Here is a 26,230-nt window from a genome sequence, read left to right as displayed (position 1 = left end):
CAAACCGTATAGCATTGCAACGCTGCATGTGAACTGCCCATGGCCATTGCGGAAGTTTGATGATGTCGTCTTTTTCGACACGGCGGACATTTTTCGCCTTCCTTGCCACTCTGGCGTTTGGACTTCCGACCGCGACCGCGCAGGATGCGCGGCGGGCCTATGTGCCGCCGGCGCTCGACACGGTGCGTGCCGTTCCCGCCGAGCACGGCATGGTGGTCGCGCAGGAGAAAATCTCTGCGCAGGTCGGCGCCGACATCCTGCGACGGGGCGGCAATGCCGTCGACGCCGCGGTCGCGACCGGCTTTGCGATGGCCGTGACCTATCCGCGCGCCGGCAATATCGGCGGCGGCGGCTTCATGGTGATTCATTCCACTGAGCGCAACGAAGACATCACAATCGATTATCGCGAGACCGCGCCGGCTGCGACCACGCCACAGATTTTCCTCGGCGCCGACGGCAAGCCCGATGCGGCGAAGTCGCGGGATTCCGCGCTCGGCGTCGGCGTGCCCGGCACCGTCGCGGGTCTTGCGCTGGCCCTGGAAAAATATGGCTCGGGCCGGTTCACGCTGGCGCAACTGCTCGAGCCCGCGATCGCGCTCGCCCGCGACGGCTTCCTCGTCGGCGACGACATTGTCGACACTCTGCCGGGGTGGCACAAGCGGCTGGTGCGCTGGCCCTCGTCGGCCAGGATCTTCTCGCGGCCTGATGGTACACCGCTCGGCGAAGGCGACCGACTGGTGCAGAGCGATCTCGCCGAAACGCTGTCGGCTGTTGCCGCACAGGGCCCGCGCGGTTTCTATGAGGGGCCGGTCGCGGAAAAACTCGCCAAGGCCGTGACTGACGCGGGCGGCATCATGACGCCGGCCGATTTGAAATCCTATCAGGCGGTCATCCGTGCACCGGTGCGCGGCACCTATCGCGGCTATGACATCGTGTCGATGCCGTTGCCGTCGTCGGGCGGCGTGGTGCTAGTGGAGACGCTCAATATCCTCGAAGGTTTTCAGCTCGCTGATCTGAAGCAAGGATCGCCGGCCTCGCTGCATCTGCTGATCGAGGCCATGAAGCGCGCTTATGCGGACCGGGCGCGCTATCTCGGCGATCCCGCGTTCGTCAACGCACCGATCGGGACGCTCACCGCCAAGGACTACGCCGGCAAGCTGCGGGCAACCATCTCCGCCGATCGCGCCACTCCGTCGAAACAGCTCGTTTCCACCGCGGCCTCACCGCATGAGGGCAGCAACACCACGCATTTTTCCGTCGTTGACGGCAGCGGCAACGCCGTCAGCAACACCTATACGCTGAACTTCAGTTACGGCGTCGGCCTAGTCGCCGACGGCACCGGCGTGCTGCTCAACAACGAGCTCGACGATTTCACCGCAGCGGTCGGCGCTTCCAATGCCTACGGCCTCGTCGGCTTCGAGGCCAATTTGCCCGGCCCGGGCAAGCGGCCGCTGTCCTCGATGTCGCCGACCATCGTCCTGAAGGACGGCAAGCCGGTGCTGGTGACGGGCTCGCCGGGCGGCAGCCGCATCATCTCGACCGTGCTCCAGGTGATCGTCAACGTCCTCGATTACAAAATGGACGTCGCGGCAGCCGTGGCCGCACCGCGGCTGCATCACCAATGGCTGCCCGACGAGGTCCGGGTCGAGAGCGGCTTCCCTGAGAATGTGCTGGTCGAGCTGAAGGCGATGGATCATCTCATCGTCACGCCGATGGGGCAGACATCGGCGAATTCGATCGCGGTGACCGCCAACGGTCCGCTCGGCGCGCCCGATCCGCGTACCCGGGGTGCGGAAGCAGCGGGGCAGTAACTCTGTCCTTGCATGGCGCGAAGGCCGGCGGCCGGCTTGCGCGGGCCGCCGCGCGTGCTACCACCGCCAGGCCAGAGAAACCGCCAGAGACGCGCGGACGCGTATTGCATGCGGACTGCCGAGCACTGTCGCGCAGCGCGCAGTGAGGAAGTTAGCGCCCCACCTGATACGGACCGCCCTTCTCGAGCGCCCTCGCGTAGGCCGGCCGCGCGTGAATGCGCTCCAGGAACGCCATCGCCTTGGGATGGCCGAGCTCGAGCCCGCCGCGCGCCTGGGCTGCCTCGAGCGGAAAGCTCATCTGGATGTCGGCGGCGGTGAACTCGTTACCGGCGAACCACTCGCTCTTGCCGAGCTCGCCTTCCCAGTAGTCCATGTGCTGCTTGAGCTGCGGATTGACCAGAGCAGTCAGCGCCTGGTTCGAGACCTTGCGCACCAGGGGGCGGAGCAACGCTGGCGCGCGCTTCGGCATCAGCGTGAACAGCAGTTTGAGCAGCAGCGGCTGCATCGCCGAGCCTTCCGCATAGTGCAGCCAATAGGTGAAGCGCAGCCGCTCGGGCGTGTTCGGCGGCGGGACCAGCCGGCCGTTGCCATAGGTGGCGATGAGATATTCGATGATCGCGCCGGATTCGGCGATGGTGTTGCCGTTGTCGGTGATGACGGGCGACTTGCCGAGCGGATGGATGGCGCGGAGCTCCTTCGGCGCGCGCATGTCCGGCTGGCGCTGATAGCGCACGATCTCGTAGGGCACACCGAACTCCTCGAGCAGCCACAGCACGCGCTGCGAGCGCGAATTGTTGAGGTGATGAACGGTCAGCATCGCGTGGTCCCCGGGGCTAGGCATGGTTCGATCAGCCGCGCGTTCGTGCCAGCCCGGGAACGCAATGTCGAGCCATCCGGTCGGTTATTTTAACCCGGGTATATTGACCTTAGCTATTTACCCGGGTATTAAAAGTCTCAGCACGATCAATATGGCAATGATTCCAATGCAGAAGACTTTCACCGCCTTTCAGGGTCACCGCCGTCTGGTCTCCGGGCCGGCAGGAGAGGTCGCGCTGGTCATCAAGCGGATGGCGGAGCGGCCCGACGAGCCCATCATCATCTTCGAGGATGGCACGGGCCGATCGATCGACTTCGATCTGCGCGGCGGAGACCGCGAGGTGCTGGCGCGGCTGGCGAAGCTTGTCCCGCCCCCGGTTGAGGACACTCCATCGCCGAGCGAACCGCGCGGCCGCGGCCGGCCGAAGCTCGGCGTGGTCGCGCGTGAGGTGACGCTGCTGCCGCGGCACTGGGAGTGGCTCAGCGCGCAAGCAGGCGGCGCTTCGGTGGCGCTGCGGAAACTTGTCGAAGAGGCGCGGCGCGCCAGCGGCGACAAGGACCGCGAGCGGCAGGCGCGCGATGCCGCCTATCACTTCATGTCGACGATGGCCGGCAATCTGCCGCAGTTTGAGGAAGCATCGCGCGCGTTGTTTGCGGACGACCGGCGGCGTTTCACCGGACTGATCGCAGATTGGCCCGTCGACATCCGCGACCACATCGTCAAGCTCGCCTATAGCGACCGCGCTTAGGCGCGCGCCTTCTCACAACCCCATCGACGACCGCGCCGCGCGCACTTTGCGTGGCGACGGTTCCGCACGCCCTGACGAAAGGCCAATCCATGTCCGCCGCCAAGCCGCTCTGGAAAAGTTTTCTGCGCTTCCTCGCGCCGTTGATGCTGAGCGATGCGCTGCAATCGCTGTTCGGCACCCTCAGTAACGTCTATCTCGGCCAGATGGTCGGGGTCGACGCGCTCGCGTCGGTCTCGGCGTTCTTTCCGGTGTTCTTCTTCCTCTTCGCCTTCGTCATCGGGCTAAGCACCGGCGCCACGGTGCTGATCGGCCAGGCCTATGGTGCGGGCGAGCAGGGCCGGATCAAGCTCATCGTGGGCACGACGCTCGCGATCGGCCTGCTGCTCTCGATTGCGATTGCACTGATCGGCGGGATCTTCAGCCGCCAATTGATGACCATGCTCGCAACGCCTGCGGATATTCTCGACCAGGCCAGCGCCTATGCCCGAATCATGCTGCTCACCATGCCGCTCGGCTTCATCTTCCTGCTGATGACGGCGATGATCCGCGGCGTCGGCGACGCGCTGACGCCGCTGCTGGCGCTGGCCTTGTCGACCGCGATCGGCTTGATCCTGACGCCGATGCTGATCCGCGGGTCGTTCGGATTTCCGGCGGCCGGCATCACCAGCCCGGCCTGGGCGGCGGCGATCGCGAACGCGCTGACGCTGGTCGCGCTGGCGGCCTATCTGCTCCGAAGAAAACATGCGTTGGCACCGGACGCTGCACTGCTGCGCCATCTGCGGCTCAATCGTGCGGTGCTGAGACAAATCCTTGGCATTGGACTGCCGAGCGCGATCGGCATGGTGGTGATGGCGATCGCCGAGCTGGTGCTGCTCGGCCTCGTCAACGGGTTCGGCTCGAACGCAACCGCAGCCTACGGCGCGGTCAACCAGGTGATGGGCTACACGCAGTTCACGGCGATGTCGATTTCAATAGCGGTCTCGATCCTCGGCGCCCAAGCGGTCGGCCGCGGCGACAGAGCGGGGCTCGACGGCATCGTGCGCACCGGACTTGCGTTCAACATCGTCCTGACCGGCGGGCTGGTAGCGCTGATCTATCTGGCGCCGCGCGCCGTGCTCGGTATCTTCATCACTGACGACACCGTGCTTGATCTGGCGAAGAACTTGCTCAACATCGCACTGTGGAGCTCGGTGCCGTTCGGCCTGGCGACGGTGTTTTCCGGGGCGATGCGCGCTGCGGGCGTGGCACTGACGCCAATGCTGCTCGCTATCTTCGCCATTGGTGCAATCGAGCTGCCGTCCGCGGTGATCCTGAGCCGCACGATCGGCCTTGAGGGTGTGTGGGCCGCCTATCCGATCGTGTTCTGCTCCATGTTCCTTATTACCTTCTGGTGTGGCGCAAGCGAACAATCCGGCGTCTGACCTGACGACATCATCAAGAGATTATGACCGTCATTAAAAGGTGGACCCGCGGCGCGCGCTGCGCCACAATGCGAAAAAGCGACGTCAGGGAGGATGATTTTGACCCGCACAGCCCCGCAATTCCTGTTCGATTTCGGCAGCCCGAACGCCTATCTCAGTCATCTCGCGATCCCCGCCATCGAGCAGCGCATCGGCGTCAAGTTCGAGTACGTGCCAATCCTGCTCGGCGGCATCTTCAAGTCGACCAACAACAAGTCGCCGGCCGAGACGTTCGCCGGTATCAAGAACAAGCGCGAATTCCACACGGTCGAGACCGAGCGCTTCGTCAAGCGCTTCGAGGTTCAGCCCTACGTCATGAATCCGTTCTTCCCGGTCAACACGCTGAACCTGATGCGCGCGGCGATCGCGGCCCAGCTCGAGGGCGTGTTCGAGACATATGTCGAGGCCGCCTTCCACCACATGTGGCGCGAGCCGAAGAAGATGGACGATCCGGAAATCGCGGCGAAGGCGCTGGCGTCCTCCGGCCTCGACGCGCAAAAACTGTTCACCCGCGCCGGGGAACCCGAGGTGAAGGGCAGACTGATCAAGAACACCGAAGAGGCAGTCGCGCGCGGCGCGTTCGGCTCGCCGACCTTCTTCGTCGGCAACGAGATGTTCTTCGGCAAGGAGCAGTTGCGCGAGGTCGAGGAGATGGTGTCGGGGAAGTGATTTTCGTATGATGGACAAATCGAGCCATCATCTCCGATGTCGTCCTGGCGAAGGCCAGGACCCATAGCCACCGAAGGCTATGGCTGGGACGAGCTGGGGCTTCAACTTGCCCGACAACATGCAGTCGGGGTAATGGGTCCTGGCCTTTCGCCAGGACGACGGCAAGAAACAACAAGGACAATCCCATGCGTATCCTCGTGGTCGGCGCTGGCGCCATCGGCGGCTATTTTGGTGGCAGGCTGTTGCAGGCCGGCCGCGACGTCACCTTCCTGGTCCGGCCGCGGCGCGCCAGCGAGCTTACGAGCGCTGGTCTCGTCATCAAGAGCCCGAACGGCGACGTGACCTTGAAGAATCCGCCGACGGTTCAGGCCGACGCGCTCAAGGAAAAGTTCGAGGTCGTGCTGCTCAGCTGCAAGGCCTTCGACCTCGATGACGCCATCAAGTCGTTCGCGGCAGCAGTCGGGCCGAATACCGCGATCATCCCGATGCTCAACGGCATGAAGCATCTGGACATCCTCGACAGCAAGTTCGGCAAGGAGCGCGTGCTCGGTGGCCTCTGCGCCATCGCCGCGACGCTCAACGAGAAGCGCGAGGTGGTGCAACTCCAGCCGATGCAGTCGATCAATTACGGCGAGCGCGACGGCAAGCTGTCGGATCGCGTCAAGGCGATCGACGAGGCCTTCAAGAGCGGCATCGTTGGGGCCACCGCCAGCCAGAACATCATGCAGGACATGTGGGAGAAGTGGGTGTTCCTGTCCTCGCTGGCGGCGTCCACCAGCCTGATGCGCACCTCTGTCGGCAACATCCTCGCCGCTCCCGGCGGCAGGGATTTCCTGCTCGGCATGCTGGACGAGACCAGCGCAATCGCCGCAGCGTCGGGCTACGCGCCGGGCGGGCCGTTCTTCGAGCGCGTGAAGGGCAACCTCACCACCGAGGGTTCACCGATGACGGCCTCGATGTTCCGCGACGTCAAGGCAGGTCTGCCGGTCGAGGCCGATCACGTCATCGGCGATCTCATCGCCCGCGCCGATGCCGCCAAGGTGCCGGTGCCGAAGCTGCGCATCGCCTACACGCATCTGAAGGCGTATGAGAAGCAGCGGGCGGGGTAGGCCCCTCGCTCGATCGTCATCCCCGGGCGCGCATAACGCGAGCCCGGGATCCATAACCACAGGCCGTGGTTATGAACCGAGCTGGTCACGACGAGTCTTCGCCAAACCACTCCCTGTGGTTATGGGTCCCGGATCTGCGCTTCGCTTCTCCGGGACGACAGTGGGTTTGCAGCTACATCGCGCGCTATTTGAAATACGCGAGATAGTGCGAGACGGCGGTGATTTCCTCATCGCTCATGTGATAGGCGACATCGGCCATCGCCGCGCCTCCGCCGCCGACGCGCTGGCTGCTCTTGTAGTCGTGCAGCGCCTTGACCAGGTATTCCTCGCGCTGGCCCGCGAGCCGTGCGACGGCCTTGGTGCCGGCAAAGCTATCCGTATGGCATGATGCACAACGGCGGCCGACGGCAACTTGGGCGCCCTTTTTCGACAGGTCCGGATCCCCGTCCTCCGCCGCTGTCGGCGGCGTCAGCGCTGCGAAATAGGCGCCGAGATTGCGGACGTCCTCGTTGGTGATTTCCTCGGCGATGGGCTGCATCTGGTCGTTCTTGCGCGAGCCGGCGCGGAAAAACACGAGCTGCCATTGCAGGAATTGATCGGGCTGCCCGGCGAGCGAAGGAATGTTCTCGGTCTGCGAGATGCCGTTCTCGCCGTGACAGCCGGCGCAGACGGCGGCCTTCTCCTTGATCGCGGCATTGTCGGCGGCGCTTGTGGGGAGAGAACCGAGCGCTGCGAGCGCAACCACGCTGATTGCGTGCGAGATGAACTGCCGGCGCATGATTGGAATTCCGATCTATCGAACGCGTCATTTCCCGGCACGCGGCGGCACGAGCCCGGTGATTCATAACCCGCGTTCATGGTCATGGGTTCCGGACTCGCGCAAGCGGCGCGTGATCAGGAACGGCAGCGTGCGAAATTGAAATGAGAAAGGCTGCGGCGCCCCTCGGCACCGCAGCCTCGTGTCATCTTGCGCTACTTCTTGCTGTAGCTGATGCGGTAGATCGCGCCGGCCCAGTCGTCGGCGACGAGGATCGAGCCATCCTTGGCGAGGATGATGTCGTCGGGGCGGCCGAGATAGCCTTGGTCGCCCTCGATCCAGCCGGAGGCGAACACTTCCTGCTTGGCGTTCTTGCCGTCGGGCCCGACGATCACGCGCATGATGCGGCCGCCCTGGTACTTGTGACGATTCCAGGAGCCGTGCTCGGCGATCAGGATGTTGTTCTTGTACTCGGCCGGGAATTGATCGCCGGTATAGAATTTCATGCCGAGCGGAGCGACGTGGGCACCGAGGTTCAGCACGGGCGGCGTGAACTCGGAGCACTTGTGGCCCATCGCGAACTTGGTATCCGGCAGGTCACCCTGGTGGCAGTAGGGATAGCCGAAGTGCTCGCCGATCCTGCTGATCATGTTCAGCTTGTCCGAGGGCAGATCGTCGCTGATCCAGTCGCGGGCGTTCTCGGTGAACCAGAACTTGCCGGTGCGCGGATCGACGTCGCCGCCGACCGAGTTGCGAACGCCCAGCGCATAGATTTCCGCATTGCCGGTCTTGGGATCGACGCGGCGGATCTGCGACACGCTGGTCGGGGGCACGCCGATGTTGAAGGGCGGTCCGAACGGAATGTAGAACCAGCCTTCCTTGTCGACCGCGATGTACTTCCAGCCATGCGCCGCATAGGACGGCATGTCGTCATAGACGACCTTGCCTTCGCCGGGACTGTCGAGCTTGTTCTCGATGTCGTCGTAGCGGATCAGCTTGTCGACCGCGATGACGTAGAGCGCACCGTCCTTGACAGCCAGACCCGTGGGCATGTTCAGGCCCTTCAGGATCGTCTTGACTTCCTTCTTTCCGTTGTTGTCCTTGATGGCATAGACGTTGCCGAGGCCGAAGGATCCGACGAACAGCGTGCCCTTGTCACCCCAGGCCATCTGCCGCGCGGCCAGCACACCGGACGCGTAGACCTCCATCTTGAAGCCTGGTGGCAGCTTGACCTTCTTGACGATGTTGGCGAGCTCGGCGTCGGACGCGCCGGTCGGCGGACCCGACGGCGGCGCCAGGCCCTTCTGCGCCTCGGTCTCGTCGCCGAGGAACCAGTCGTCCGGCGGATGGGTCCAGAACTCCTTGGTGCCGGATTCGTATTTCTTCAGCGGCTTGTTCTTGTCCTGCTGCTGCGCGTGACCGGCGCTTGTCCCCGCGAGAAGGGCAACCGCTGCAAGCGCCAGGACGGATTGAAAGACGGATCGATGGAATTTCATCGCGTCACTCCCCTAAGGCAGCCATCAGGGCTGCACGTTATTTGTTTTGCTAGTCGAGAGGCGAAGTTTGAACTCTGTCGAGAGGACAGACGAAAAAGGTTAGCACATCTGCCAGCGGAGAGAAGCGCGCCGCGTGCGCTGCGATAGCGCTCAATAAAAATTGAGACGGAAAGTCAACGATGGCGAATACCGTGACGACAACGCTCTCGCTGCAGCGCGGAATCAAGATCGCGCGCGGCTAATTTGCGGGCAGCAGGAGCTCCGGAACAAAAAAACGCGAAAACAACCCCATGCACAGTAGAACGGATCTGGCCATCTTGCTGCCTGTGACTCCGGGTAGACATCTGACGACTCGAGCGAATTAGCAAAGGTCGCGGCTACGGGGCGACGGGGTAGGGACCGTCGTCGAAAATCGTCTCATGATAGCCTTTGGACCCGACATCGCGCGCCAGCGTGCTGCGAAAATCGCGGTCATCGCGAAGACACTTCAGGATATGCGCGAAGTCGAATTCGGGCCGCCAGTCCAGCTCGCGCCGCGCGCGCTCGTTGACATAGACGCGGTCGATCGCGGGGAACAGCCGCCAGCCGCGCGTCGCGTAGAGCTCCGCACAATCCGGATAAAGCTCGCGCACGACACCGGCCGCGTCGCGCGCCAGCGCGGCGAGATGGCGCTGCTCGAACGGGCTCGTGGCCGAGACGATGTAGCGGGCAAACCCGATATCCGGCGCGCGCTCGACGGCGAGCAGATGGGCGCTCACCGCATCCGCGATATCCAGCCGGCGATAGAGCAGCTCGTTGGCCCGCGCATTCTCCGGAGCGTAAGCCGATCGCATCGCCGGATCGTCATCGTCTTCCGGGAAGAAGCGCGAGGTCCTCAAGACCACGACAGGCAGGCCGCGCTCGCGAGCGAATAGCTCGCAGAGAGTCTCAGCCATCAGCTTGGTCGTGCCGTAGATGTTCTTCGGGATCGGCGGCAGGTCCTCGGTGACCCACACCGCGGCTTGGTCGGCGTCGGGCCGAAGCTGCGAGCCAAACGCGCTGGTGGTGCTTGTGAAGACAAAACTGCGCACGCAGGCGGCCACAGCCGCTTCGAGCAGGTTGAGCGTGCCGGTGACATTGGTGTCGATGAAATCTTGCTTGCTGTGGGTCGCCACATGCGGCTTGTGCAGCGTCGCGGTGTGGATCACGGCGGTGACGCCGCCCATCTGGCCCCGCACGAAGTCGGGATCGACGATCGAGCCGACGGCATCGGTGAAGGGCGACGCCTTCAGGTCGATCCCACGCGCAGGCGAACCGCGCCCGCGGAGCGTGCGGAGAAGGGCTTCCCCGAGATGGCCTGCACTGCCGGTGACCAGAATTGTCATTCGTGACCCAATACAGCCGCCAGCGGCGTGGAAGAACACGTGCCCGTCCGGTTCGGCTGGATGCTTTGGGAGAAAATTGGAGCGGGCGAAGGGGCTCGAACCCTCGACCCCGACCTTGGCAAGGTCGTGCTCTACCACTGAGCTACACCCGCATCCTGTGTCGGTCGCATGACTGCGCCGGCAACGGCTGTCGTATGCCAAAAGCGGGAGGGGAATGCAACAGCTACCGGCGGCATAGCTTCGCAATCGGCGGCCCGAGATCGACCCGAACGCGGCCAAATGACCCAAAAATGCCCCGGAACCGCCGAATCGGCACGCACGGATTGAAATTCGGCCGTCCCGGCCCAATTTAGGGCCAACAGCGAAGCATATGAATTGGCGACGTGCTAAAGACCCGCCAATTCCAGACATCAGACGAGGGGATCCCGTGACGATCATCGACCAGGGTAACGGAGCAGCGGGCCCGGCTGCCGCCGATCTGATCAAGGACACGACCACCCAGACCTTCGTGAAGGACGTCATCGAGGAATCGAAGCGCCAGCCGGTGCTGATCGACTTCTGGGCGGAGTGGTGCGGGCCCTGCAAGCAGCTCACGCCCTTGCTGGAAAAAGCGGTCAAGGCCGCCAAGGGCAAGGTCAAGCTGGTCAAGATGAACATCGACCAGCACCCGGCGATCCCGGGCCAGATGGGCATCCAGTCGATTCCGGCGGTGATCGCCTTCGTCAACGGCCAGCCGGCCGACGGCTTCATGGGCGCGGTCCCGGAGAGCCAGCTGAACGCCTTCATCGAAAAGCTGACCAAGGGCGTGACCGCGCCGGGTGAGCCGAATATCGCGGAAATCCTCCAGGAAGCCGAGGCCGTGCTCGCCGAGGGCGATGCCGCCGCGGCCGCCCAGATCTACGCGGAAGTGCTGCAGCTCGAATCGACCAACATCGCAGCCCTTGCCGGGCTCGCGAAATGCTACGCCGTCTCCGGCGCGATGGAGCAGGCCAAGCAGACGCTCGCCATGGTGCCGGAATCCAAGCGCAACGACCCGGCTGTGAAAGCCGTGCAGACCGCGATCGATCTCGCCGAGCAGGCGGAGCAGCTCGGGCCCGTCGCCGAGCTGGAACAGAAAGTCGCCGCAAACCCGCTCGATCATCAGGCCCGATTCGACCTCGCGATCGCGCTCAACGCCCAAGGCAACCGGGCAGCGGCCACCGAGCACCTGCTCGCGATCGTCAAGCGCGACCGCAAATGGAACGACGACGGCGCCCGCAAGCAGCTGGTGCAGTTCTTCGAGGCCTGGGGCGGCACGGACGATGCAACGGTCGAGGGACGCAAGCGCTTGTCGATCATCCTGTTTTCCTGACGCGCGCTGGCAAGGCCAGGGGACCCGGCAGATGCCGATCAATATCGAATATCGCGGGCCCGCCGACCTTCCGGAGATCCTTCCGGTGTTTCCGTTGCCGGGCGCGCTGCTGCTGCCGCGCGGGCAGATGCCGCTCAACATCTTCGAGCCGCGCTACCTCGCGATGATTGACGATGCTTTCCGCGACGGCCATCGCCTGATCGGCATGATCCAGCCCGACATCGCGCACTCGCCCAAGAATTCCGACAAGCCGGCGCTGTTTCGTGTCGGCTGTGTCGGCCGCATCACCCAGCTCGCCGAATCCGGCGACGGCCGCTACATCCTCGAGCTCACCGGCGTCTCGCGCTTTAGGGTGCTCGAGGAGCTCGAAGTGCTCACCGCCTACCGGCAGTGCAAGGTGGATTTCTTTGCCTTCGTCGACGACTTCACGCCGCGCATGGGCGAGGAGGAGGTCGATCGCGAAGCACTGCTGACGGTGCTGGCGGACTTTCTGAAGGCCAACAACCTCAAGGTCGACTGGGAGGGCGTCGAGACCGCCCCGAACGAAGCGCTCGTCAACGCACTGGCGATGATGTCGCCCTATGGCGTGGCCGAGAAGCAAGCGATGCTGGAAGCGCCCGACCTGAAGACCCGCGCTGAAATCCTGGTCGCGGTCACCGAGATGGATCTCGCCAAGAAGCGCACCAGCGGCGATCCGCCGCTGCAGTGACAGGTGCGTGCGCAGCTGCTCAGGAATGACCGCGGATGCGCTTGCGTCCGGTGATCATCGCGCTGATCAGGTTCTCGCGTTGAAGACGCCCCATCATCAGCACGCCCAAGACGTGCAGCACGACCAGGACGATGACCGCGTCGGATGAATAGTGGTGGGTGTCCTCGACCCACCAGACGCCGAAAAATGTCACGGTTACCGACATCGCACCTGATATCGTCGAGACCGCGAGCGAGACCAGCAGCGCCACCAGCATCAACGTGCCGGCGGGATTGAGACCGATATAGCGGCCGGTGATGCCGCGGCGCAGATTCCAGAGATAACCCGGTGCGGCCCGAAGCCTGACGCCGACCATGCGGAAGCGCGAATAGCGGCTTCCCCAAACACCCCAGACCAGACGGAACGCAACAAGCCCGAGTACGGTATAACCGAGGATGCGGTGAAGTCCGTCATAGACGGTCGGCGTGAACCACGCGGCCAGAACGCAAGCCGCGAGCGCCCAGTGCCAGAGCCGCAACGGGAGGTCCCAAACCGCGACTGTCCGCGCAACGGCTCGATCCGCGGGGGTCCGGTTGGACTCCCCGCGTGCGTGCGGCACCGTTTCTTCGATCAAGCGAGGACCACCCTCAGGCATGACTTTGCGCAGACCATTTGCGCGCAGACCATCTCGCGCGGTCTACTTCGCAATCGTGTGCTTCAGGCTGAGATCTTCGGGGCTGTAGAACAGCTCGTAAAGCTTGCCTTCCTTGACGCCGTAGACCTCGTAGCACGAGCCTTCGATCTTGGAGCGCCGCACCTCGTAGCCGAGCGCCTTGGCCTTGGCTTCGGCTTCGCTCGCCGGCTTCCACGACGCCTTGTCGAGCTTGGTGCAGTCCTTGAAACCATCGGCCAAGGCGGCCGATCCCATGCCAATCCCGATCGTCAATGCAACGGCAACAACACGAATAACCTTCACGAACGTCTCCTCTTCTGTCGTGGGCGCTACGCCCTGAGGCGAAGCGGGACCGAAGGAAGCAAAGCACATGATGAAGTCAATCCGCAGCTACGGCGGAAGCCTTTAGAGATATTCTAACGATCCGAAAAAGCTCAGCGCCCTCCGCGCGCAACGTGCATTTGGTGCGTCGATGCGGCCTTTCGCCTCACAACAGGCATGACTGCGATATACCGCGCCTAGTAGCCGGCAGCCGCCATCGCGACGACCGCACTGAGCGCCATCCAGCCGAAGTGCCGACCGCGCGTTGCCCATGCGTTGGCGAGAGCAGAGAAGCCGAACACGCCGGCCATGGTGACGACGATCCAGTGACGCGCCGGCTCCGATTGCATCCAGGGCGCCGCGATCAGGAGCACACCCCCGCCGATCCAGGCAACGGTCGAGGCCTGCCAGACCAGGCGGATCAGGGTGCGGAGCCGCTCCGGCTCGATGCGGGCGCGGGCAAAGACCTTGGTCTCGCCGAGAATGCCATGAATGAGGGCCACGGCAATGGTCACGACCCCGGCGCACTGGAGCAAGAGATCACGCATCGTCAAAGCTCCCTGCAAATCTCGTCCATACAGTTATGTATGGTGAGATAGGCGCTGGCCTGCTCGCTGTCAATACACTAGTGTATGGTTTGCATCCGGAACCCGACATGGCCGAACAGCTGACCGCCGACGACTGGATCAAACAGGGCCTGAAGGCGCTCGCGAGAGACGGCTTCACCGCGCTGAAGGCCGATCCGCTGGCGAAAGCCATGGGGGTGTCGCGCGGCAGCTTCTATTGGCATTTCGCCGATCTCGGCGCGTTCCATGCTGCTCTCTTGAAGCGTTGGCGCGAGATCGCGGCCGAGCAGATCATCGCCGATGTCGAGGCGGACAGCGACGAGCCGCTGAAAGCGCTACTGCGCAGGACTTTTAGCGCGCGGCTCGACCTCGAGCGCGCGGTGCGGAATTGGGCGGCCTTCGATGCGGCGGCACAAACGGCGGTGCGTGCCATCGACCGGCGCAGGCTCGACTATATCAAAGAGCTGCTGGGAAAGCGCGGGTTGGAGGTGGCGACGGCACGAGCCCGCGCGCAAATCCTGTACTGGACGTTTCTCGGCTTCGCCTTATCGGGCCCGCCATTGCCGGCCGCGCGGCTCGAGGGCCTGCTCGACGAGATCCTGCGGATGGTTTCCGCTTGAGGCGACGCGATGGGCTGCTACGATTTTTCATGCTAGAGGCAACCGACCGCCGGAGACCCCCCATGAACGCGCCCACCGAACGCCCCGAAGCCAGCGTCGATCCCAAATTGCTGGAGATTCTGGTCTGCCCGCTGACCAAGGGGCCGCTGGAGTTCGATTCTGCAAAGCAGGAACTGATCTCGCGCAGCGCCAAGCTCGCCTATCCGATCCGCGACGGCATCCCGATCATGCTGCCGGAAGAGGCCCGCAAGATCGATTGAGGGACTTGTAGCGCGCCGGTCGTTTGGTGCGATGACCGCGCCACACCCTAGCTGTCGCCCCGGCGAAGGCCGGGGCCCATAACCACAGGACGTGGTTATGGCGCAAGCCGGCAACTCCGAATCATCGCAAAACTAATGCTGCGGCGTATGGGTCCCGGATCTGCGCGCGCTTGAGGCGCGCTTGTCCGGGACGACGGCGGAGAGTGAGGCGTCAGCGCGGCGCTACAGCGCCTCGCCCTTCAACAGCCGCGGTATCTCACCGGTCAAACCCGCGGCCTGGCGGATGAACAGGTTCTTCAGCGGCGGAGCGCGGTCGACGAGGCCGAGGCCGATGTCGCGCACGGTGCGCAGCAGCGTCGACTGGTTGGAGAACAGGAAGTTCAGCGAGTTGGTAGCGACGCCCATGGCCATGGTGTCGAAGCGGCGCCAGCGCTGGTAACGTTCGAGCACGTCGGCGGCGCCGATATCCATGCCGAGCCGTGCCGCATCGACCACGACCTCGGCCAGCGCGGCGACGTCCTTCAGCCCCATATTGAGGCCTTGGCCCGCGATCGGGTGGATGACGTGGGCGGAATCGCCGACCAGCGCAAGGCGCTGAGCAATGAAAGAGCGTGCAACGAAATAGGACAGCGGAAACGCGCGCGGCTTGTCGAGCGCCTTCACCTCGCCGAGATGCAGGCCGAAGCGTTGCTCGAGCTCGCCGTGGAATTCCTCGTCGCTCAACGCAACGATACGCGCGGCTTCGCTGCGGCGCTCGGTCCAAACCAGCGAGGAGCGCTTGCCTGAAAGCGGCAGGATCGCGAACGGACCCGCCGGCAGAAAATGCTCTTCGGCGCGACCCTCGTGATCGCGCTCATGGCCGACAGTGACGACGATGCCGGACTGATCGTATTCCCAGCCATGGGTGGCGATGCCGGCGCGCTCGCGCAGTTTCGACTTTGCACCGTCGGCCGCGACCAGGAGGCTCGCGGCAATCACGCTGCCATCACCGAGCGTCACGTCGATGCCTTCGGCCCGCGCGTCGTAAGACGACACGGTGGTTGCGCGGAGATCGATGCCCTCGGCCTCGGCGCGCACCACCAGCGCATCGATTAGACGGCGGTTCTCGACCATATGCGCGAAGGGCTCGCCCGGCGCGACGTCGCCGGCAAAGTTGAGGAACGCCGGACGGGTGGCGTCTTCCAGCTTGGAATCGGTGACGATCATGTCGAGGATGGGCTGCGCCTCGCCCCGGACGTCGTCCCAGGCGCCGATCGCCTCGAACAGGCGGCGGCAGGCGGCCACGATCGCGGTCGCGCGCGGGTCCCGGCTCGGCCGTGTGCCGAGCGCGGGGTCGGCGACGATGACGGGGATCTCGGGGCCGAGCCCCTGGCGCAGCGCTAGAGCCAGCGCCAGACCCGCAAACGCGCCGCCACCGATGACAATGCTACCCTGTACCGACATACCCAATTCCCGGCTAAGTCTTCGCGTTTTCTTGGTCTTGCTACCAGACTTGAGGTGGGCGAAACAGTGCGGTGAAACAAGGGCGGAACGGCCTCATTCCGTCGTTCCGGGGCTCGCGCGAGCGCGAATCCGGAATCCAGAGGTCGTCAGCTCAAGATTTCAGGTTCGCACTCCGTGCGCCCCGGAATGACGAGGCATTTTGAAAGCACCAGCATGTCCAAGAGCCTGATCGACCTCATCTCGATCCTCGACCTCGAACAGCTCGAGGTGAATCTGTTTCGCGGCAACAGTCCGAAGACCAGCTGGCAACGGGTGTTCGGCGGCCAAGTGATCGGGCAGGCGATGGTTGCAGCGTGCCGCACCGTCGAGGGCCGGCTGCCGCATTCGCTGCATTGCTATTTCATCCTGCCGGGCGATCCGCAGATCCCGATCATCTACCAGGTCGAGCGCCTGCGCGACGGCAAGAGCTACTCGACGCGACGCGTCACCGCGATTCAGCATGGCAACGCGATCTTCTCGATCATGGTGTCGTTCCATGCCGAGGAAGAGAGCGCGTTCGATCACCAGGACAAGATGCCCGACGTGCCGCCGCCGGAAAAGCTCACGGCGGAGGAAGTGGCGAAGCAGCCGATGTTCAAGGAGATGCCGGAGTTCATCCGCCGCTACTATGAATCCGACCGTCCGATCGAGCTGCGCCCGGTCGAGCTCGGCCGCTATTTCGGCCAAAAGATCGAGGACGGCCGCATCCATGTCTGGATCAAGACCGCGGCGACGCTGCCGGACGATCCAGCGCTGCACATGTGCGCGCTGGCTTACGCGTCCGACTTCTCGCTGCTCGATGCCATCATGGCGCGCTACGGCCGCACGCTGTTCGATAAGCGCATGATGCCGGCGAGCCTCGACCACGCGATGTGGTTTCACCGGTCGTTCCGCGCCGACGAATGGCTGCTCTACGCGCAGGATTCGCCGAGCGCCCGAAGCGGCCGTGGCTTGACCCGCGGCTCGATCTTCAAGCCTGACGGCACGCTGGTGGCCTCCGTCGCGCAGGAAGGCTCCGTGCGCGAGCGGAAAGCCTAGTCTAGGAGGCATAAGCACGATCGATCGCGCTTATGCCTCTCGAGGTCATGCCCGGAGCGATCCTCGCGGAGCCAGGACGGTCTCCGACGCGAACCAGTTCATGATCCAGCGATACACCCATGGGATCGGGATGATGAAGCCGCACAGGAATGCGGCCACGATACCCCTCCAGAGAATCCCGAGACCGCTGCCGTTGAAGACAATCTCGCGCCGCGTACCTTCGATGCTGCGGCAGAACCAGCGCATCTGGGCTGCGGCGACCCAGGCCCAGCCGATGATGGTGATGATGGAGATCGCGAACAGCAGGCTCCAGCCCACATAGGCCCAGACCGTGCCGGTGAAGCTCAGGCCGAGCGGCTGCCCGTTGGAGGCGAGGTTCGCGACCATCCATTTGATCAGGAGCCAGTACAGAACGATCTGGGCGATGAACAGCAAATTGCTCAGCAACGGGGCGCCGATCAACCCGATCACGATCGCCAGGACGATGAAGCCGAAATACCAGGGCACCAGCGTCATCGCATTGCCGGTGAAGCTGAGATTGGGCCGTCCGGGGACCTTCACGCAGGACACGATCCATTTCGTGTACCAGACGAACACCCACGGCACCGGGATGATGAAGCACATGCCGATCAGCATCACGATGCTGCGCCAGGTGAACTCGAGGATGCCGAAATCGACCGCCAGCGATCCTCCGCCGCCATAACCGCCGGAGCCCATCATCGGCGGGCCGCCAGCCGGCATCATCGGGGGCGCACCGCTGCCGCCGATCAGGCCGGGGATTTCGGCGGCCTTCTGCCAGCCAGCCATGCCCTCCGACCACACCAGCGTATCCGGGCGCACGACTCCCTGGGCGACGAGGTCGCGGAATTGCCCTTCCTGATAGGGTCCCTGCTGCTTGCCCTCGGATGCGTAGAACCAACTCGCCATGAAGCGTCCCCCTCAAACATAGTTTTGTACCGGCCGCGACGCTTGGGTTCATCGCATCCATGCCAAAAACGCATTGTGGAGGATGAACGGCTGCCCTGTACAGAGGCGGCCGTTCACATGGTCCAACGATTTTCCGCTTCAATCTGCAACATTTTTATGCCATTTGCCCGGAAAGATGCCAGATTGACGCTGCGCCGGGGACATACGGCGCTGCGCATCCCCGGGGAACAGGCCTGACCATGAAACTCGTCGTCGCGATCATCAAACCCTTCAAGCTCGATGAAGTCCGCCAGGCGCTGACGGCGATCGGCGTCCACGGCATGACCGTGACTGAAGTGAAGGGCTATGGCCGCCAAAAGGGCCACACCGAGATCTATCGCGGCGCCGAATATGTCGTGAATTTCCTGCCGAAGCTGCGGATCGAGATCGCGGTTGCCTCCGATATCGCCGAGAAGGCCGTCGCCGTGATCACTGCGACGGCGCGCACTGGCCAGATCGGCGACGGCAAGATCTTCGTCACGCCGATCGATCACGCGACCCGCATTCGCACCGGCGAAACCGACAGCGACGCGCTCTAGATTTTTGTTCTGACGCGTTTTCCTTACGCGAACCGGTATCCACTTCGCTCGAAAACGCTCTTCTTCTTCGATCGCACCGGGCAACGGCGCCACAGCGTGCGACGCAATCAATAGCTGGGGGAACGACATGGCGGGATTGTTGCGCCGCGCGGCCGCTATGGCCGCGCCGATCGGGCTTGTCTCGATCATGGCTTCGCCGGCGCGCGCCGCGGGCTCAGAGATCAGCACCGCCGACACCGCCTGGATGATCGTCGCCACCGCATTGGTGCTGATGATGACGATCCCGGGGCTCGCGCTGTTCTATTCCGGCATGGTGCGCAAGAAGAACGTGCTCGCCACCATGGCGCAAAGCCTCGCCGCGGTGACGATCATCTCCATTCTCTGGGTCGCGTTCGGCTATTCGCTGTGCTTCGTCGGCGACGGCCCGTGGATCGGCACGCTCGACCGCTGGTTTCTCGCCGGCATGACCATGGACAGCGTCAATCCGGCGGCGAAGACGATCCCGGAAGCGCTGTTCATGCTGTACCAGATGACGTTTGCGATCATCACGGTGGCGCTGGTCGCGGGCGCGGTGGCCGACCGGATGCGGTTCTCGGCCTATCTGTTGTTCTCGGTCGCCTGGTTCATCTTCGTCTACATTCCGCTGGCGCATTGGGTGTGGGGCGGCGGCTTCCTCGCCAGCATGGGCGTGCTGGATTTCGCCGGCGGGCTCGTGGTGCATCTGTCGGCCGGCACCGCCGGCCTCGTGGCGGCGAAGGTGATGGGACGCCGTCATGGCTACGGCACTGAAAATCTCTCCCCGTTCGATCTGTCGCTCGCGGTGATGGGCACCGGGCTGTTGTGGGTCGGCTGGTTCGGCTTCAACGGCGGCTCGGCGGGCGCAGCCAATTCGCGCGCGGTGCTGGCGATCATCGCCACCCATCTCGCCGCCTGTTCCGGCGCGCTGACCTGGGGCGCGATCGAATGGTCGACGCGGCGCAAGCCGTCCGTGCTCGGCATGATCTCCGGCGCGGTCGCCGGCCTCGGCACCATCACGCCGGCCTCGGGATTCGTGGCGCCCTGGCACGGTATCGTCATCGGCGTGATCGCAGGCCTCGTCTGCTACTGGGCCTGCACCTGGCTGAAGCACCGCTTCGACTATGACGATTCGCTCGACGTGTTCGGCGTCCACGGCATCGGCGGGCTGACCGGCACCCTGCTGGCCGGCGTGTTCGCAACCAGCGCGATCGGCGGCACCGCCGGCCTGCTCGAAGGCCATCCGCAGCAGCTTCTGATCCAGCTCTCAGGGGTCGCCGTCACCTTCGTCTGGTCGGCCGGCGTGAGCTTCGTCCTGCTCAAGCTGGTCGGCCTGTTCGTGCCGTTGCGCGTCTCCCGCGAGCACGAGCTTGAAGGACTGGATATTTCGCAGCACGGCGAGGCGCTGCAATGATCGGGGGCTTGCGCAACACATAAGCGTATGCTTATGTGTTGCCATGATCGAAGCCGATATCTTCAAGGCGCTGGCCGACCCGACCCGCCGCAAGGTCTTTGAGAAGCTGGCCGGCGGAAGCCTGAATGCCAGCGCTTTGCGCGACGGATTGGAGATCAGCCAACCGGCGATGTCGCAGCATCTCGCGGTTCTGCGCGGGGCAGGCCTGGTGCGCGAACAGCGGCAGGGCCGCTTTGTGAATTACGAAGTCGATCCCGAAGGAATCGTTGCCATCGGGACGTGGCTTGCGCGCTACCGCGCCTATTGGCCGAAACGTATGGATGCCCTCGCCGATCTCTTGAAGGAGATGGATCAATGAGCGACGCCGTGAAGCCTGATCCCTCCGACGCAGACTTGGTGCTCAAAACAGACTTGGTGCTCGAATATGAATTCGATGCGCCGCCGGCCAAGGTCTGGCGCGCGGTGACCATTCCGGCTTTGCGCGAGCGCTGGCTGCCGGATTGCGATCTTGCGGGCGCCGAGCCTGAGACATCGATCCCGGGCCAAGAGGTGCGCTACCGGCTTCGCGATTCCGAACCGCCGTTTCGCGAAAGCCATGTCATCTTCCGGATCGAACCGACCGAGGACGGCGGCACCCGCTTTCGCATCATCCAGCAAGCCTGCGATATCGGCATGAAGCTGCCGCAGCCGGCCAACAGCAATGGCTGCCTGATGCGCGCGGCCGCCTAACACCAACACCAGTTCATCACCCGCAGACATGGAGGTCGCCGATGCGCGACATGCTTCAGCTCGTCCCTATGGTCGTCGAACAATCCGCCCGCGGCGAACGATCCTTCGACATCTATTCGCGCCTGCTGCGCGAGCGCATCATCTTCCTCAACGGCGAGGTCAATGACGCGATGTCGGGACTGGTCTGCGCGCAGCTCTTGTTTCTGGAGGCGGAGAATCCGAACAAGCCGATCAATCTCTACATCAATTCCTATGGCGGCGTGGTCACCAGCGGCCTCGCGATGTACGACACCATGCAATTCATCAAGGCGCCGGTGCATACGCTGTGCATGGGCACCGCGCGCTCCATGGGCTCGTTCCTGCTGATGGCCGGCGCGCCCGGTCACCGCGCCGCCCTGCCCAATGCGAGCCTTCACGTGCATCAGCCGCTCGGCGGCTTTCAGGGCCAGGCGTCGGACATCCTGATCCATGCCACCGAGATGCAGGAAACCAAACGGCGCCTCATCCGGCTCTATGCACAACATTGCGGGCGCCCCGAGCAGGACGTGGAACGGACCCTGGACCGCGACCACTTCATGACCGCGCAGCAGGCGGTCGACTGGGGGCTGATCGACCGGGTGTTCGCGGAACGCAGCGCCGCCTGACGGTCTCTGGCGGCGGCCGTCCAGCAAACCTCGCCACGCTCCCGCTGGTTGGCTCGGTTGCGCGTATTCCGTGAGCATTTGTGCGAGGGGCCCGATATTCCGCAGCACGGCCAGCCCTGCAGCAGGCGTCCGCCCTTACAGAAATACCTTTCTGCTGCCCGACGCGTGAGCACCAATGTGTCGGCAGCTTGTCATGCCTTTATTTTAATCAGGCATGGCTAGGTATTGAGCGCGGCGTAATGGCGCACTGCACCGCAATACCCGTCCAACGCGAAAACACCCGTTTTCATAGTCCGTTAGGCAACACGCCCGATCTGGCACGGCATTTGATTCTATGGGTCCTGGCTGTGCCCGCGTAGTGAACTTTCTCCCTCGTGGCGAACCAGTCGAGAAACGCCCGGCCACGTCCGGACCGGGCCCAAGCGGGGATAGGACCCATGAAAATTGTTATGGCGATTATTAAGCCATTCAAGCTGGAAGAAGTCCGTGACGCCCTGACCGCCATCGGCGTTCACGGTCTCACGGTGACGGAAGTCAAGGGATATGGCCGCCAGAAGGGCCATACGGAAATCTATCGCGGCGCCGAATATGCCGTGAGCTTCCTGCCCAAGATCAAGATCGAGGTCGCTGTCGCCTCCGACCAGGTCGACAAGACCATCGACGCCATCACGTCTGCCGCGAAAACCGGACAGATCGGCGACGGCAAGATCTTCGTCATCAATCTCGACCATGCGGTTCGCATCCGCACCGGCGAGGCCGATGCTGCGGCCCTTTGATTTCGCGCTCAATCAAAATTCAATCAGGAGTAAATGAAATGACGTTTAAGCGTCCCTATGGCGCGGGATTGGCGGCTCTCGCAGTCGGCCTGTTCGCTGCGACCGCAGCCTACGCCGAGCCAACGGTCAACAAGGGAGACAACGCCTGGATGCTGACATCGACAGTGCTCGTGCTGTTGATGACGATCCCCGGCCTCGCGCTTTTCTACGGCGGCCTCGTCCGCTCCAAGAACATGCTCTCGGTCCTGATGCAGGTGTTCTACACCGTATGCGTCGTCACCGTGATCTGGGCCGTGTACGGCTACAGCCTCGCCTTCACCGGCGGCTCGGACTTCATCGGCGGCTTCTCCAAGGCCTTCATGATGGGCGTCACCACCGATTCGAAGGCAGCGACCTTCTCGGTCGACGCCAACATCTCGGAGCTCATCTATATGTGCTTCCAGATGACCTTCGCGGCGATCACGCCCGCCCTCATCGTCGGCGCCTTCGCCGAGCGCATGAAGTTCGCGGCGCTCGCGCTCTTCGTTCCGCTCTGGGTCACGCTGATCTACTTCCCGATCGCGCACATGGTCTGGTATTGGCCCGGCCCGGACATGATCCAGGATGCTGCCAAGGCTCTGGCTGCTGCGACTGACGCGGCGGCGAAGACCGCGGCGCAGGCCAAACTCGACGAGATCAACGCCGACGCAGGCTGGATCTTCAAGAAGGGCGCGATCGACTTCGCGGGCGGCACCGTGGTGCACATCAACGCCGGCATCGCAGGCCTCGTCGGTGCTCTCCTGATCGGCAAGCGCGTCGGTTACGGCAAGGAGCTGATGGCTCCGCACTCGCTGACGATGTCGATGATCGGCGCCTCGCTGCTCTGGGTCGGCTGGTTCGGCTTCAATGCTGGCTCCAACCTCGAAGCCAACGGCGGCGCAGCCCTCGCCATGACCAACTCCTTCGTCGCCACCGCAGCCGCCGCGCTGTCGTGGATGTTCGCGGAATGGATCATCAAGGGTCACCCGTCGGTGCTCGGCGTCATCTCCGGCGCTGTCGCGGGCCTCGTGGCCGTCACGCCTGCCGCCGGCTTCTCCGGCGTGATGGGTGCGATCGTCCTCGGCCTCGTGGTCGGCGTGGTCTGCCTGTTCTTCTGCACCGTCGTGAAGAACGCGCTCGGCTACGATGACAGCCTCGATGTGTTCGGCGTGCACTGCGTCGGCGGCATCATCGGCGCCCTCGGCACCGGCATCCTCGTCAATCCGGCGCTGGGTGGTGCGGGCATCATCGACTACACCGCGATCCCGCCGAAGGTTGCCGATTACGACTTCGCGGCGCAGATGATCTCCCAGATCTGGGGTGTCGGCACCACGCTGGTGTGGTCGGGTATCGGTTCGGCGATCCTCTACAAGGTCGTCGATGTGATCGTTGGCCTCCGCGCCAATGTCGAGAGCGAGCGTGAAGGCCTCGACATCACGGAGCACACCGAGCGCGCCTACAACATGTAAGTCTCCTCCCGGGCGCGGCCTCCTCGGAGGTCGCGCTCACAACTACGGTTTGGGGCACATACCCGGCAATGTCCCGACCGTTGAGGGGCTCCAGCGCAAGTTGGAGCCCCTTTCTTTTTGGTCCCGTGCCGCTGGGCCGTCATAAGTTAAATTGCATTGCTGCGAGCTTGCTGAATATCATGCTCCCCGTTTGGAGCAGGATTTCATGCGTCTGCCCTATTGCCTGGTCTGGTGTTTCCTGTTGCTCGCTTTGTCGAGCCTCGAGGCCCGCGCGGACAAGCGCGTCGCGCTGGTGATTGGCAACGGCGCCTACCGAAACGTTCCCACGCTCGCCAACCCGACCAATGATGCGGCCGATGTCGGCGCGGCCCTCAAGCGATCGGGGTTCGATCCTGTCGTCGCGACCGACCTCGACCAGCCCGCCATGCAGGACACCATTCTTCGCTTCGCGCGTGAGGCCCGCGGCGCCGATGTCGCCCTGTTCTACTACAGCGGGCACGCGCTCCAGTTCGCCGGCGTCAACTATCTGGTGCCTGTCGATGCCGTCGTTCGCGACGAGGTCGATCTGCGCCGCCTGGTACGTGCCGACGAGATCCTGGCGGATCTGCAGCAGGCCAAGAACCTGCGAATCCTCGTGCTCGACGCCTGCCGCGACAATCCATTTGCCGACGAGTTGCGGCGAAACGTCGGACAGGGCCGCGGCGTCACCGTCTCGCGCGGCCTCGCCAAGATGGAAAGTCCCGAGGGCACCATCATTTCCTATGCGACACAGGCCGGCCGGACCGCCGACGACGGCAGCGGCCGCAACAGCCCCTATACCAGCGCGTTCCTGGAGCACATCGGCGACAAGGGCAACGTCAACACGGTATTTCAGACGATCAGCGCCGGCGTCTACCAGCGCTCGAAAGGCTCGCAAGTGCCGGAGCTGTCGCTGTCGTTCTTCGGCGAGTTCTACCTGAACGGCAAGCCCGAGACGGCGGCGTTGTCGCCTGCGACGCCTCAGGTGGATCCCTGCGCGGAGGCCGGAGACCATTGGCGCAGCGCGGAAGCGCTGGGAACGCTCGCGGTATTCAAGGATCACCTCGTACGCTTCCCGGCCTGCGCCTTCGCAGATCTGGCGAAATCACGCATCGAGAGCTTGGCGAAACCAGCGGACGCCGCCAAGCGCGTAACCACGTTCGATGGAACCTGGATCGCGAAGGAGACTTGCGAGAACAAGCCTCCATTTTCCGAGGCCTATTTCCAGTATGCCCTGCGCGTCAAAGATGGCGTCCTGCACACTCTCTCCGGGGAAGAGGGCAAGCCCGGTGCGACAATCTATGACGGGAAGATTGAAGCGGATGGCCGCGCGACTGTCACCGTCAGCGGGCTGGTTGGTGAGAATGATCCGCTGCGCCGCACCGCCGGCGCGCCCTATCGGTACAAGCTCGCACTCGAGCTGAAAGGAACCACCGGCGCCGGCGTCCGCACCGAGACCAGCCGACCGTGTCGGATGGAACTCTCCAAGCTGACGACACAGAGCCCCGCCGCAAGTCCGGGCCAACCTGATTCGAAGCGGGCGCCCACGCGCGACGACAAGAGGGCGGTGCTGCCGCCAGATCAGGCCGGAGCAGGGCAACCGCGGCAGACCGGAAGCGGCATGAGCTGTTCGTTCATGCGAAGCAGGTGCGCCACGGCATGCGCCAGTATGGGCGGCCGCGCGGATTGCGCTTCAACCGCTTGTCCACGGCTGGAGGCCGAGTGCATGAGCAGCGGGTGCTGGCGCGGCCGGGGATTCAACGGCTGCGGACTTGCCAAGAGATAGTTGCACGAACCGGCTGCGGATGGGCTGCCTTTGTCCGCTCGCAAAGAAAAAGATTGCCATTCCATGCCGCCGGGGCAGAAATATCGACCTCAAGAATAACAAACCGGGAGGTCGTCATGCGTTTGGAAGGCGGATGCTATTGCGGCGGAGTGCGCTATGTCGCCGAGGGCGACCCGATGATGCAGGCGCAGTGTCATTGCCGCGAGTGCCAGTACATCTCGGGCGGCGCGCCCAACACCTTCATCGCGATGCCGGCGGCCGGCTTCAGCTACATCACCGGGCAACCCAAGCAGTTCACACGCAAGGACCTCGAACGCGCCGTGACGCGCGAATTCTGCGCCGAATGCGGCACGCATCTAGTGACCAAGGTCCCCGGATTGCCGGCCGCGATCCTGAAGGTCGGCACGCTGGACGAGCCTGCGCAGTTCCATCCGCAGATGGCAATCTACACCTGCGACAAGCAGGACTTCCACGCGATCCCCGCGGGCATGGCGACCTTCGAGAAGCTTCCGGCGCGCTAGGCGCGCCTGGTCACGAGCCCGTCGTGCCCGGGCCTCCACGTTCTTGGGCACAGCAGGAAGTTCTTGGGCACAGCAGGAAAGGCCGTGGATGGCCGGGCCTTCGCC

At 63.9% G+C, this 26,230-nt stretch carries 27 protein-coding genes, 1 tRNA gene and 1 pseudogene; 19 read left to right on the top strand and 10 right to left on the bottom strand.

Translation table 11 applies throughout. From position 1 onward, the window contains the following. The first annotated feature begins 59 nt into the window (after positions 1 to 59). On the top strand, positions 60 to 1,811 hold the full coding sequence (gene ggt / locus GWG67_RS09690) for a gamma-glutamyltransferase (RefSeq protein WP_275169051.1): 1,752 nt from the start codon (positions 60 to 62) through the stop codon (positions 1,809 to 1,811). Between the two features lie 151 nt (positions 1,812 to 1,962). Here the strand turns inward: ggt and GWG67_RS09685 are convergent, their stop codons facing one another. Beyond that, positions 1,963 to 2,628: a glutathione S-transferase family protein gene (locus tag GWG67_RS09685; protein ID WP_275169049.1), complete on the bottom strand. Its 666-nt coding sequence runs from the start codon at positions 2,626 to 2,628 to the stop codon at positions 1,963 to 1,965. Positions 2,629 to 2,779: 151 nt separating this feature from the next. Between GWG67_RS09685 and GWG67_RS09680 the strand changes: the two genes are divergently transcribed. The 4 genes and pseudogenes from GWG67_RS09680 (at position 2,780) to panE (ending at position 6,614) form a co-directional block, all read left to right on the top strand. Continuing rightward, entirely contained in the window at positions 2,780 to 3,376 is a 597-nt protein-coding gene (locus tag GWG67_RS09680; RefSeq protein WP_275169154.1) for a DUF2239 family protein, read from the top strand. 89 nt (positions 3,377 to 3,465) lie between these two features. Then, a pseudogene (locus GWG67_RS09675) lies at positions 3,466 to 4,802 on the top strand (MATE family efflux transporter). A gap of 94 nt (positions 4,803 to 4,896) precedes the next feature. Continuing rightward, positions 4,897 to 5,505 carry a 2-hydroxychromene-2-carboxylate isomerase gene (locus GWG67_RS09670; protein WP_275169048.1) on the top strand — a complete coding sequence of 203 codons (609 nt, stop codon included), beginning with the start codon at positions 4,897 to 4,899 and terminating at the stop codon, positions 5,503 to 5,505. A 185-nt stretch (positions 5,506 to 5,690) separates the two neighbouring features. Further along, entirely contained in the window at positions 5,691 to 6,614 is a 924-nt protein-coding gene (gene panE, locus GWG67_RS09665) for a 2-dehydropantoate 2-reductase (RefSeq protein ID WP_275169046.1), read from the top strand. A gap of 184 nt (positions 6,615 to 6,798) precedes the next feature. On the opposite strand, the gene GWG67_RS09660 is transcribed toward panE, so the two are convergent. From GWG67_RS09660 to GWG67_RS09645, 4 genes are all read right to left on the bottom strand, one after another. Next, positions 6,799 to 7,392 carry a cytochrome c gene (locus GWG67_RS09660; RefSeq protein WP_275169044.1) on the bottom strand — a complete coding sequence of 198 codons (594 nt, stop codon included), beginning with the start codon at positions 7,390 to 7,392 and terminating at the stop codon, positions 6,799 to 6,801. A 194-nt stretch (positions 7,393 to 7,586) separates the two neighbouring features. Then, positions 7,587 to 8,867: a sorbosone dehydrogenase family protein gene (locus tag GWG67_RS09655; RefSeq protein ID WP_275169042.1), complete on the bottom strand. Its 1,281-nt coding sequence runs from the start codon at positions 8,865 to 8,867 to the stop codon at positions 7,587 to 7,589. A 377-nt stretch (positions 8,868 to 9,244) separates the two neighbouring features. After that, positions 9,245 to 10,231, bottom strand: coding sequence for an NAD(P)-dependent oxidoreductase (locus GWG67_RS09650; RefSeq protein ID WP_275169041.1), 987 nt, complete (start codon positions 10,229 to 10,231; stop codon positions 9,245 to 9,247). A 77-nt stretch (positions 10,232 to 10,308) separates the two neighbouring features. After that, positions 10,309 to 10,383: transfer RNA gene (locus tag GWG67_RS09645), tRNA-Gly, on the bottom strand. Positions 10,384 to 10,658: 275 nt separating this feature from the next. Between GWG67_RS09645 and trxA the strand changes: the two genes are divergently transcribed. Both trxA and GWG67_RS09635 read left to right on the top strand, forming a co-directional pair. After that, positions 10,659 to 11,582, top strand: a complete 924-nt coding sequence (gene trxA, locus GWG67_RS09640) for a thioredoxin (RefSeq protein WP_275169040.1) — start codon at positions 10,659 to 10,661, stop codon at positions 11,580 to 11,582. Positions 11,583 to 11,613: 31 nt separating this feature from the next. Then, positions 11,614 to 12,291 carry an LON peptidase substrate-binding domain-containing protein gene (locus tag GWG67_RS09635; protein ID WP_275169038.1) on the top strand — a complete coding sequence of 226 codons (678 nt, stop codon included), beginning with the start codon at positions 11,614 to 11,616 and terminating at the stop codon, positions 12,289 to 12,291. Between the two features lie 19 nt (positions 12,292 to 12,310). Here the strand turns inward: GWG67_RS09635 and GWG67_RS09630 are convergent, their stop codons facing one another. The 3 genes from GWG67_RS09630 to GWG67_RS09620 all read right to left on the bottom strand — a co-directional run bounded on the left by GWG67_RS09630 (position 12,311) and on the right by GWG67_RS09620 (position 13,812). Next, entirely contained in the window at positions 12,311 to 12,904 is a 594-nt protein-coding gene (locus tag GWG67_RS09630) for a cytochrome b/b6 domain-containing protein (protein ID WP_275169036.1), read from the bottom strand. A gap of 63 nt (positions 12,905 to 12,967) precedes the next feature. Then, complete coding sequence (locus tag GWG67_RS09625; RefSeq protein WP_247357338.1) at positions 12,968 to 13,246, bottom strand: PepSY domain-containing protein; 279 nt, start codon at positions 13,244 to 13,246, stop codon at positions 12,968 to 12,970. Positions 13,247 to 13,461: 215 nt separating this feature from the next. Then, positions 13,462 to 13,812: a hypothetical protein gene (locus GWG67_RS09620; RefSeq protein WP_275169034.1), complete on the bottom strand. Its 351-nt coding sequence runs from the start codon at positions 13,810 to 13,812 to the stop codon at positions 13,462 to 13,464. A 107-nt stretch (positions 13,813 to 13,919) separates the two neighbouring features. Here GWG67_RS09620 and GWG67_RS09615 point away from each other — a divergent pair, with 107 nt between their 5' ends. After that, positions 13,920 to 14,450 carry a TetR/AcrR family transcriptional regulator gene (locus GWG67_RS09615; protein ID WP_275169032.1) on the top strand — a complete coding sequence of 177 codons (531 nt, stop codon included), beginning with the start codon at positions 13,920 to 13,922 and terminating at the stop codon, positions 14,448 to 14,450. A gap of 62 nt (positions 14,451 to 14,512) precedes the next feature. Continuing rightward, a complete protein-coding gene (locus GWG67_RS09610; protein ID WP_007598651.1) occupies positions 14,513 to 14,710 on the top strand; it encodes a Trm112 family protein in 198 nt (65 codons plus the stop codon). A 222-nt stretch (positions 14,711 to 14,932) separates the two neighbouring features. Here the strand turns inward: GWG67_RS09610 and GWG67_RS09605 are convergent, their stop codons facing one another. Beyond that, a complete protein-coding gene (locus tag GWG67_RS09605; protein ID WP_275169030.1) occupies positions 14,933 to 16,153 on the bottom strand; it encodes a ubiquinone biosynthesis hydroxylase in 1,221 nt (406 codons plus the stop codon). Positions 16,154 to 16,366: 213 nt separating this feature from the next. Between GWG67_RS09605 and tesB the strand changes: the two genes are divergently transcribed. Beyond that, positions 16,367 to 17,230, top strand: a complete 864-nt coding sequence (gene tesB / locus GWG67_RS09600) for an acyl-CoA thioesterase II (RefSeq protein WP_275169029.1) — start codon at positions 16,367 to 16,369, stop codon at positions 17,228 to 17,230. Between the two features lie 45 nt (positions 17,231 to 17,275). On the opposite strand, the gene GWG67_RS09595 is transcribed toward tesB, so the two are convergent. After that, a complete protein-coding gene (locus GWG67_RS09595) occupies positions 17,276 to 18,157 on the bottom strand; it encodes a DUF4339 domain-containing protein (protein ID WP_275169027.1) in 882 nt (293 codons plus the stop codon). 239 nt (positions 18,158 to 18,396) lie between these two features. On the opposite strand from GWG67_RS09595, the gene GWG67_RS09590 reads away from it, so the two are divergent. The 9 genes from GWG67_RS09590 to GWG67_RS09550 all read left to right on the top strand — a co-directional run bounded on the left by GWG67_RS09590 (position 18,397) and on the right by GWG67_RS09550 (position 26,125). Then, the gene (locus tag GWG67_RS09590) at positions 18,397 to 18,735 is read left to right on the top strand and encodes a P-II family nitrogen regulator (RefSeq protein ID WP_007598647.1); all 339 of its coding nucleotides are present in this window, start codon (positions 18,397 to 18,399) and stop codon (positions 18,733 to 18,735) included. A gap of 127 nt (positions 18,736 to 18,862) precedes the next feature. Then, complete coding sequence (locus tag GWG67_RS09585; protein ID WP_275169026.1) at positions 18,863 to 20,164, top strand: ammonium transporter; 1,302 nt, start codon at positions 18,863 to 18,865, stop codon at positions 20,162 to 20,164. 43 nt (positions 20,165 to 20,207) lie between these two features. Further along, positions 20,208 to 20,522, top strand: coding sequence for a helix-turn-helix transcriptional regulator (locus GWG67_RS09580; protein ID WP_275169024.1), 315 nt, complete (start codon positions 20,208 to 20,210; stop codon positions 20,520 to 20,522). Beyond that, a complete protein-coding gene (locus GWG67_RS09575) occupies positions 20,519 to 20,893 on the top strand; it encodes an SRPBCC domain-containing protein (RefSeq protein WP_275169022.1) in 375 nt (124 codons plus the stop codon). Before GWG67_RS09580 ends, GWG67_RS09575 begins: the two co-directional genes overlap by 4 nt. Positions 20,894 to 20,934: 41 nt before the next feature. Then, entirely contained in the window at positions 20,935 to 21,537 is a 603-nt protein-coding gene (locus GWG67_RS09570) for an ATP-dependent Clp protease proteolytic subunit (RefSeq protein ID WP_275169020.1), read from the top strand. A 437-nt stretch (positions 21,538 to 21,974) separates the two neighbouring features. After that, entirely contained in the window at positions 21,975 to 22,313 is a 339-nt protein-coding gene (locus GWG67_RS09565) for a P-II family nitrogen regulator (protein WP_008142813.1), read from the top strand. 38 nt (positions 22,314 to 22,351) lie between these two features. After that, positions 22,352 to 23,800, top strand: coding sequence for an ammonium transporter (locus tag GWG67_RS09560; protein ID WP_275169018.1), 1,449 nt, complete (start codon positions 22,352 to 22,354; stop codon positions 23,798 to 23,800). Between the two features lie 205 nt (positions 23,801 to 24,005). Further along, entirely contained in the window at positions 24,006 to 25,604 is a 1,599-nt protein-coding gene (locus tag GWG67_RS09555) for a caspase family protein (protein ID WP_275169016.1), read from the top strand. 116 nt (positions 25,605 to 25,720) lie between these two features. Continuing rightward, entirely contained in the window at positions 25,721 to 26,125 is a 405-nt protein-coding gene (locus GWG67_RS09550; protein ID WP_275169014.1) for a GFA family protein, read from the top strand. Positions 26,126 to 26,230 lie beyond the last annotated feature (105 nt).

Origin of the sequence: Bradyrhizobium sp. CSS354 (assembly GCF_029051725.1) — a bacterium.
Taxonomy (GTDB): domain Bacteria; phylum Pseudomonadota; class Alphaproteobacteria; order Rhizobiales; family Xanthobacteraceae; genus Bradyrhizobium.
This window is presented reverse-complemented; position numbering and strand designations above follow the sequence as displayed.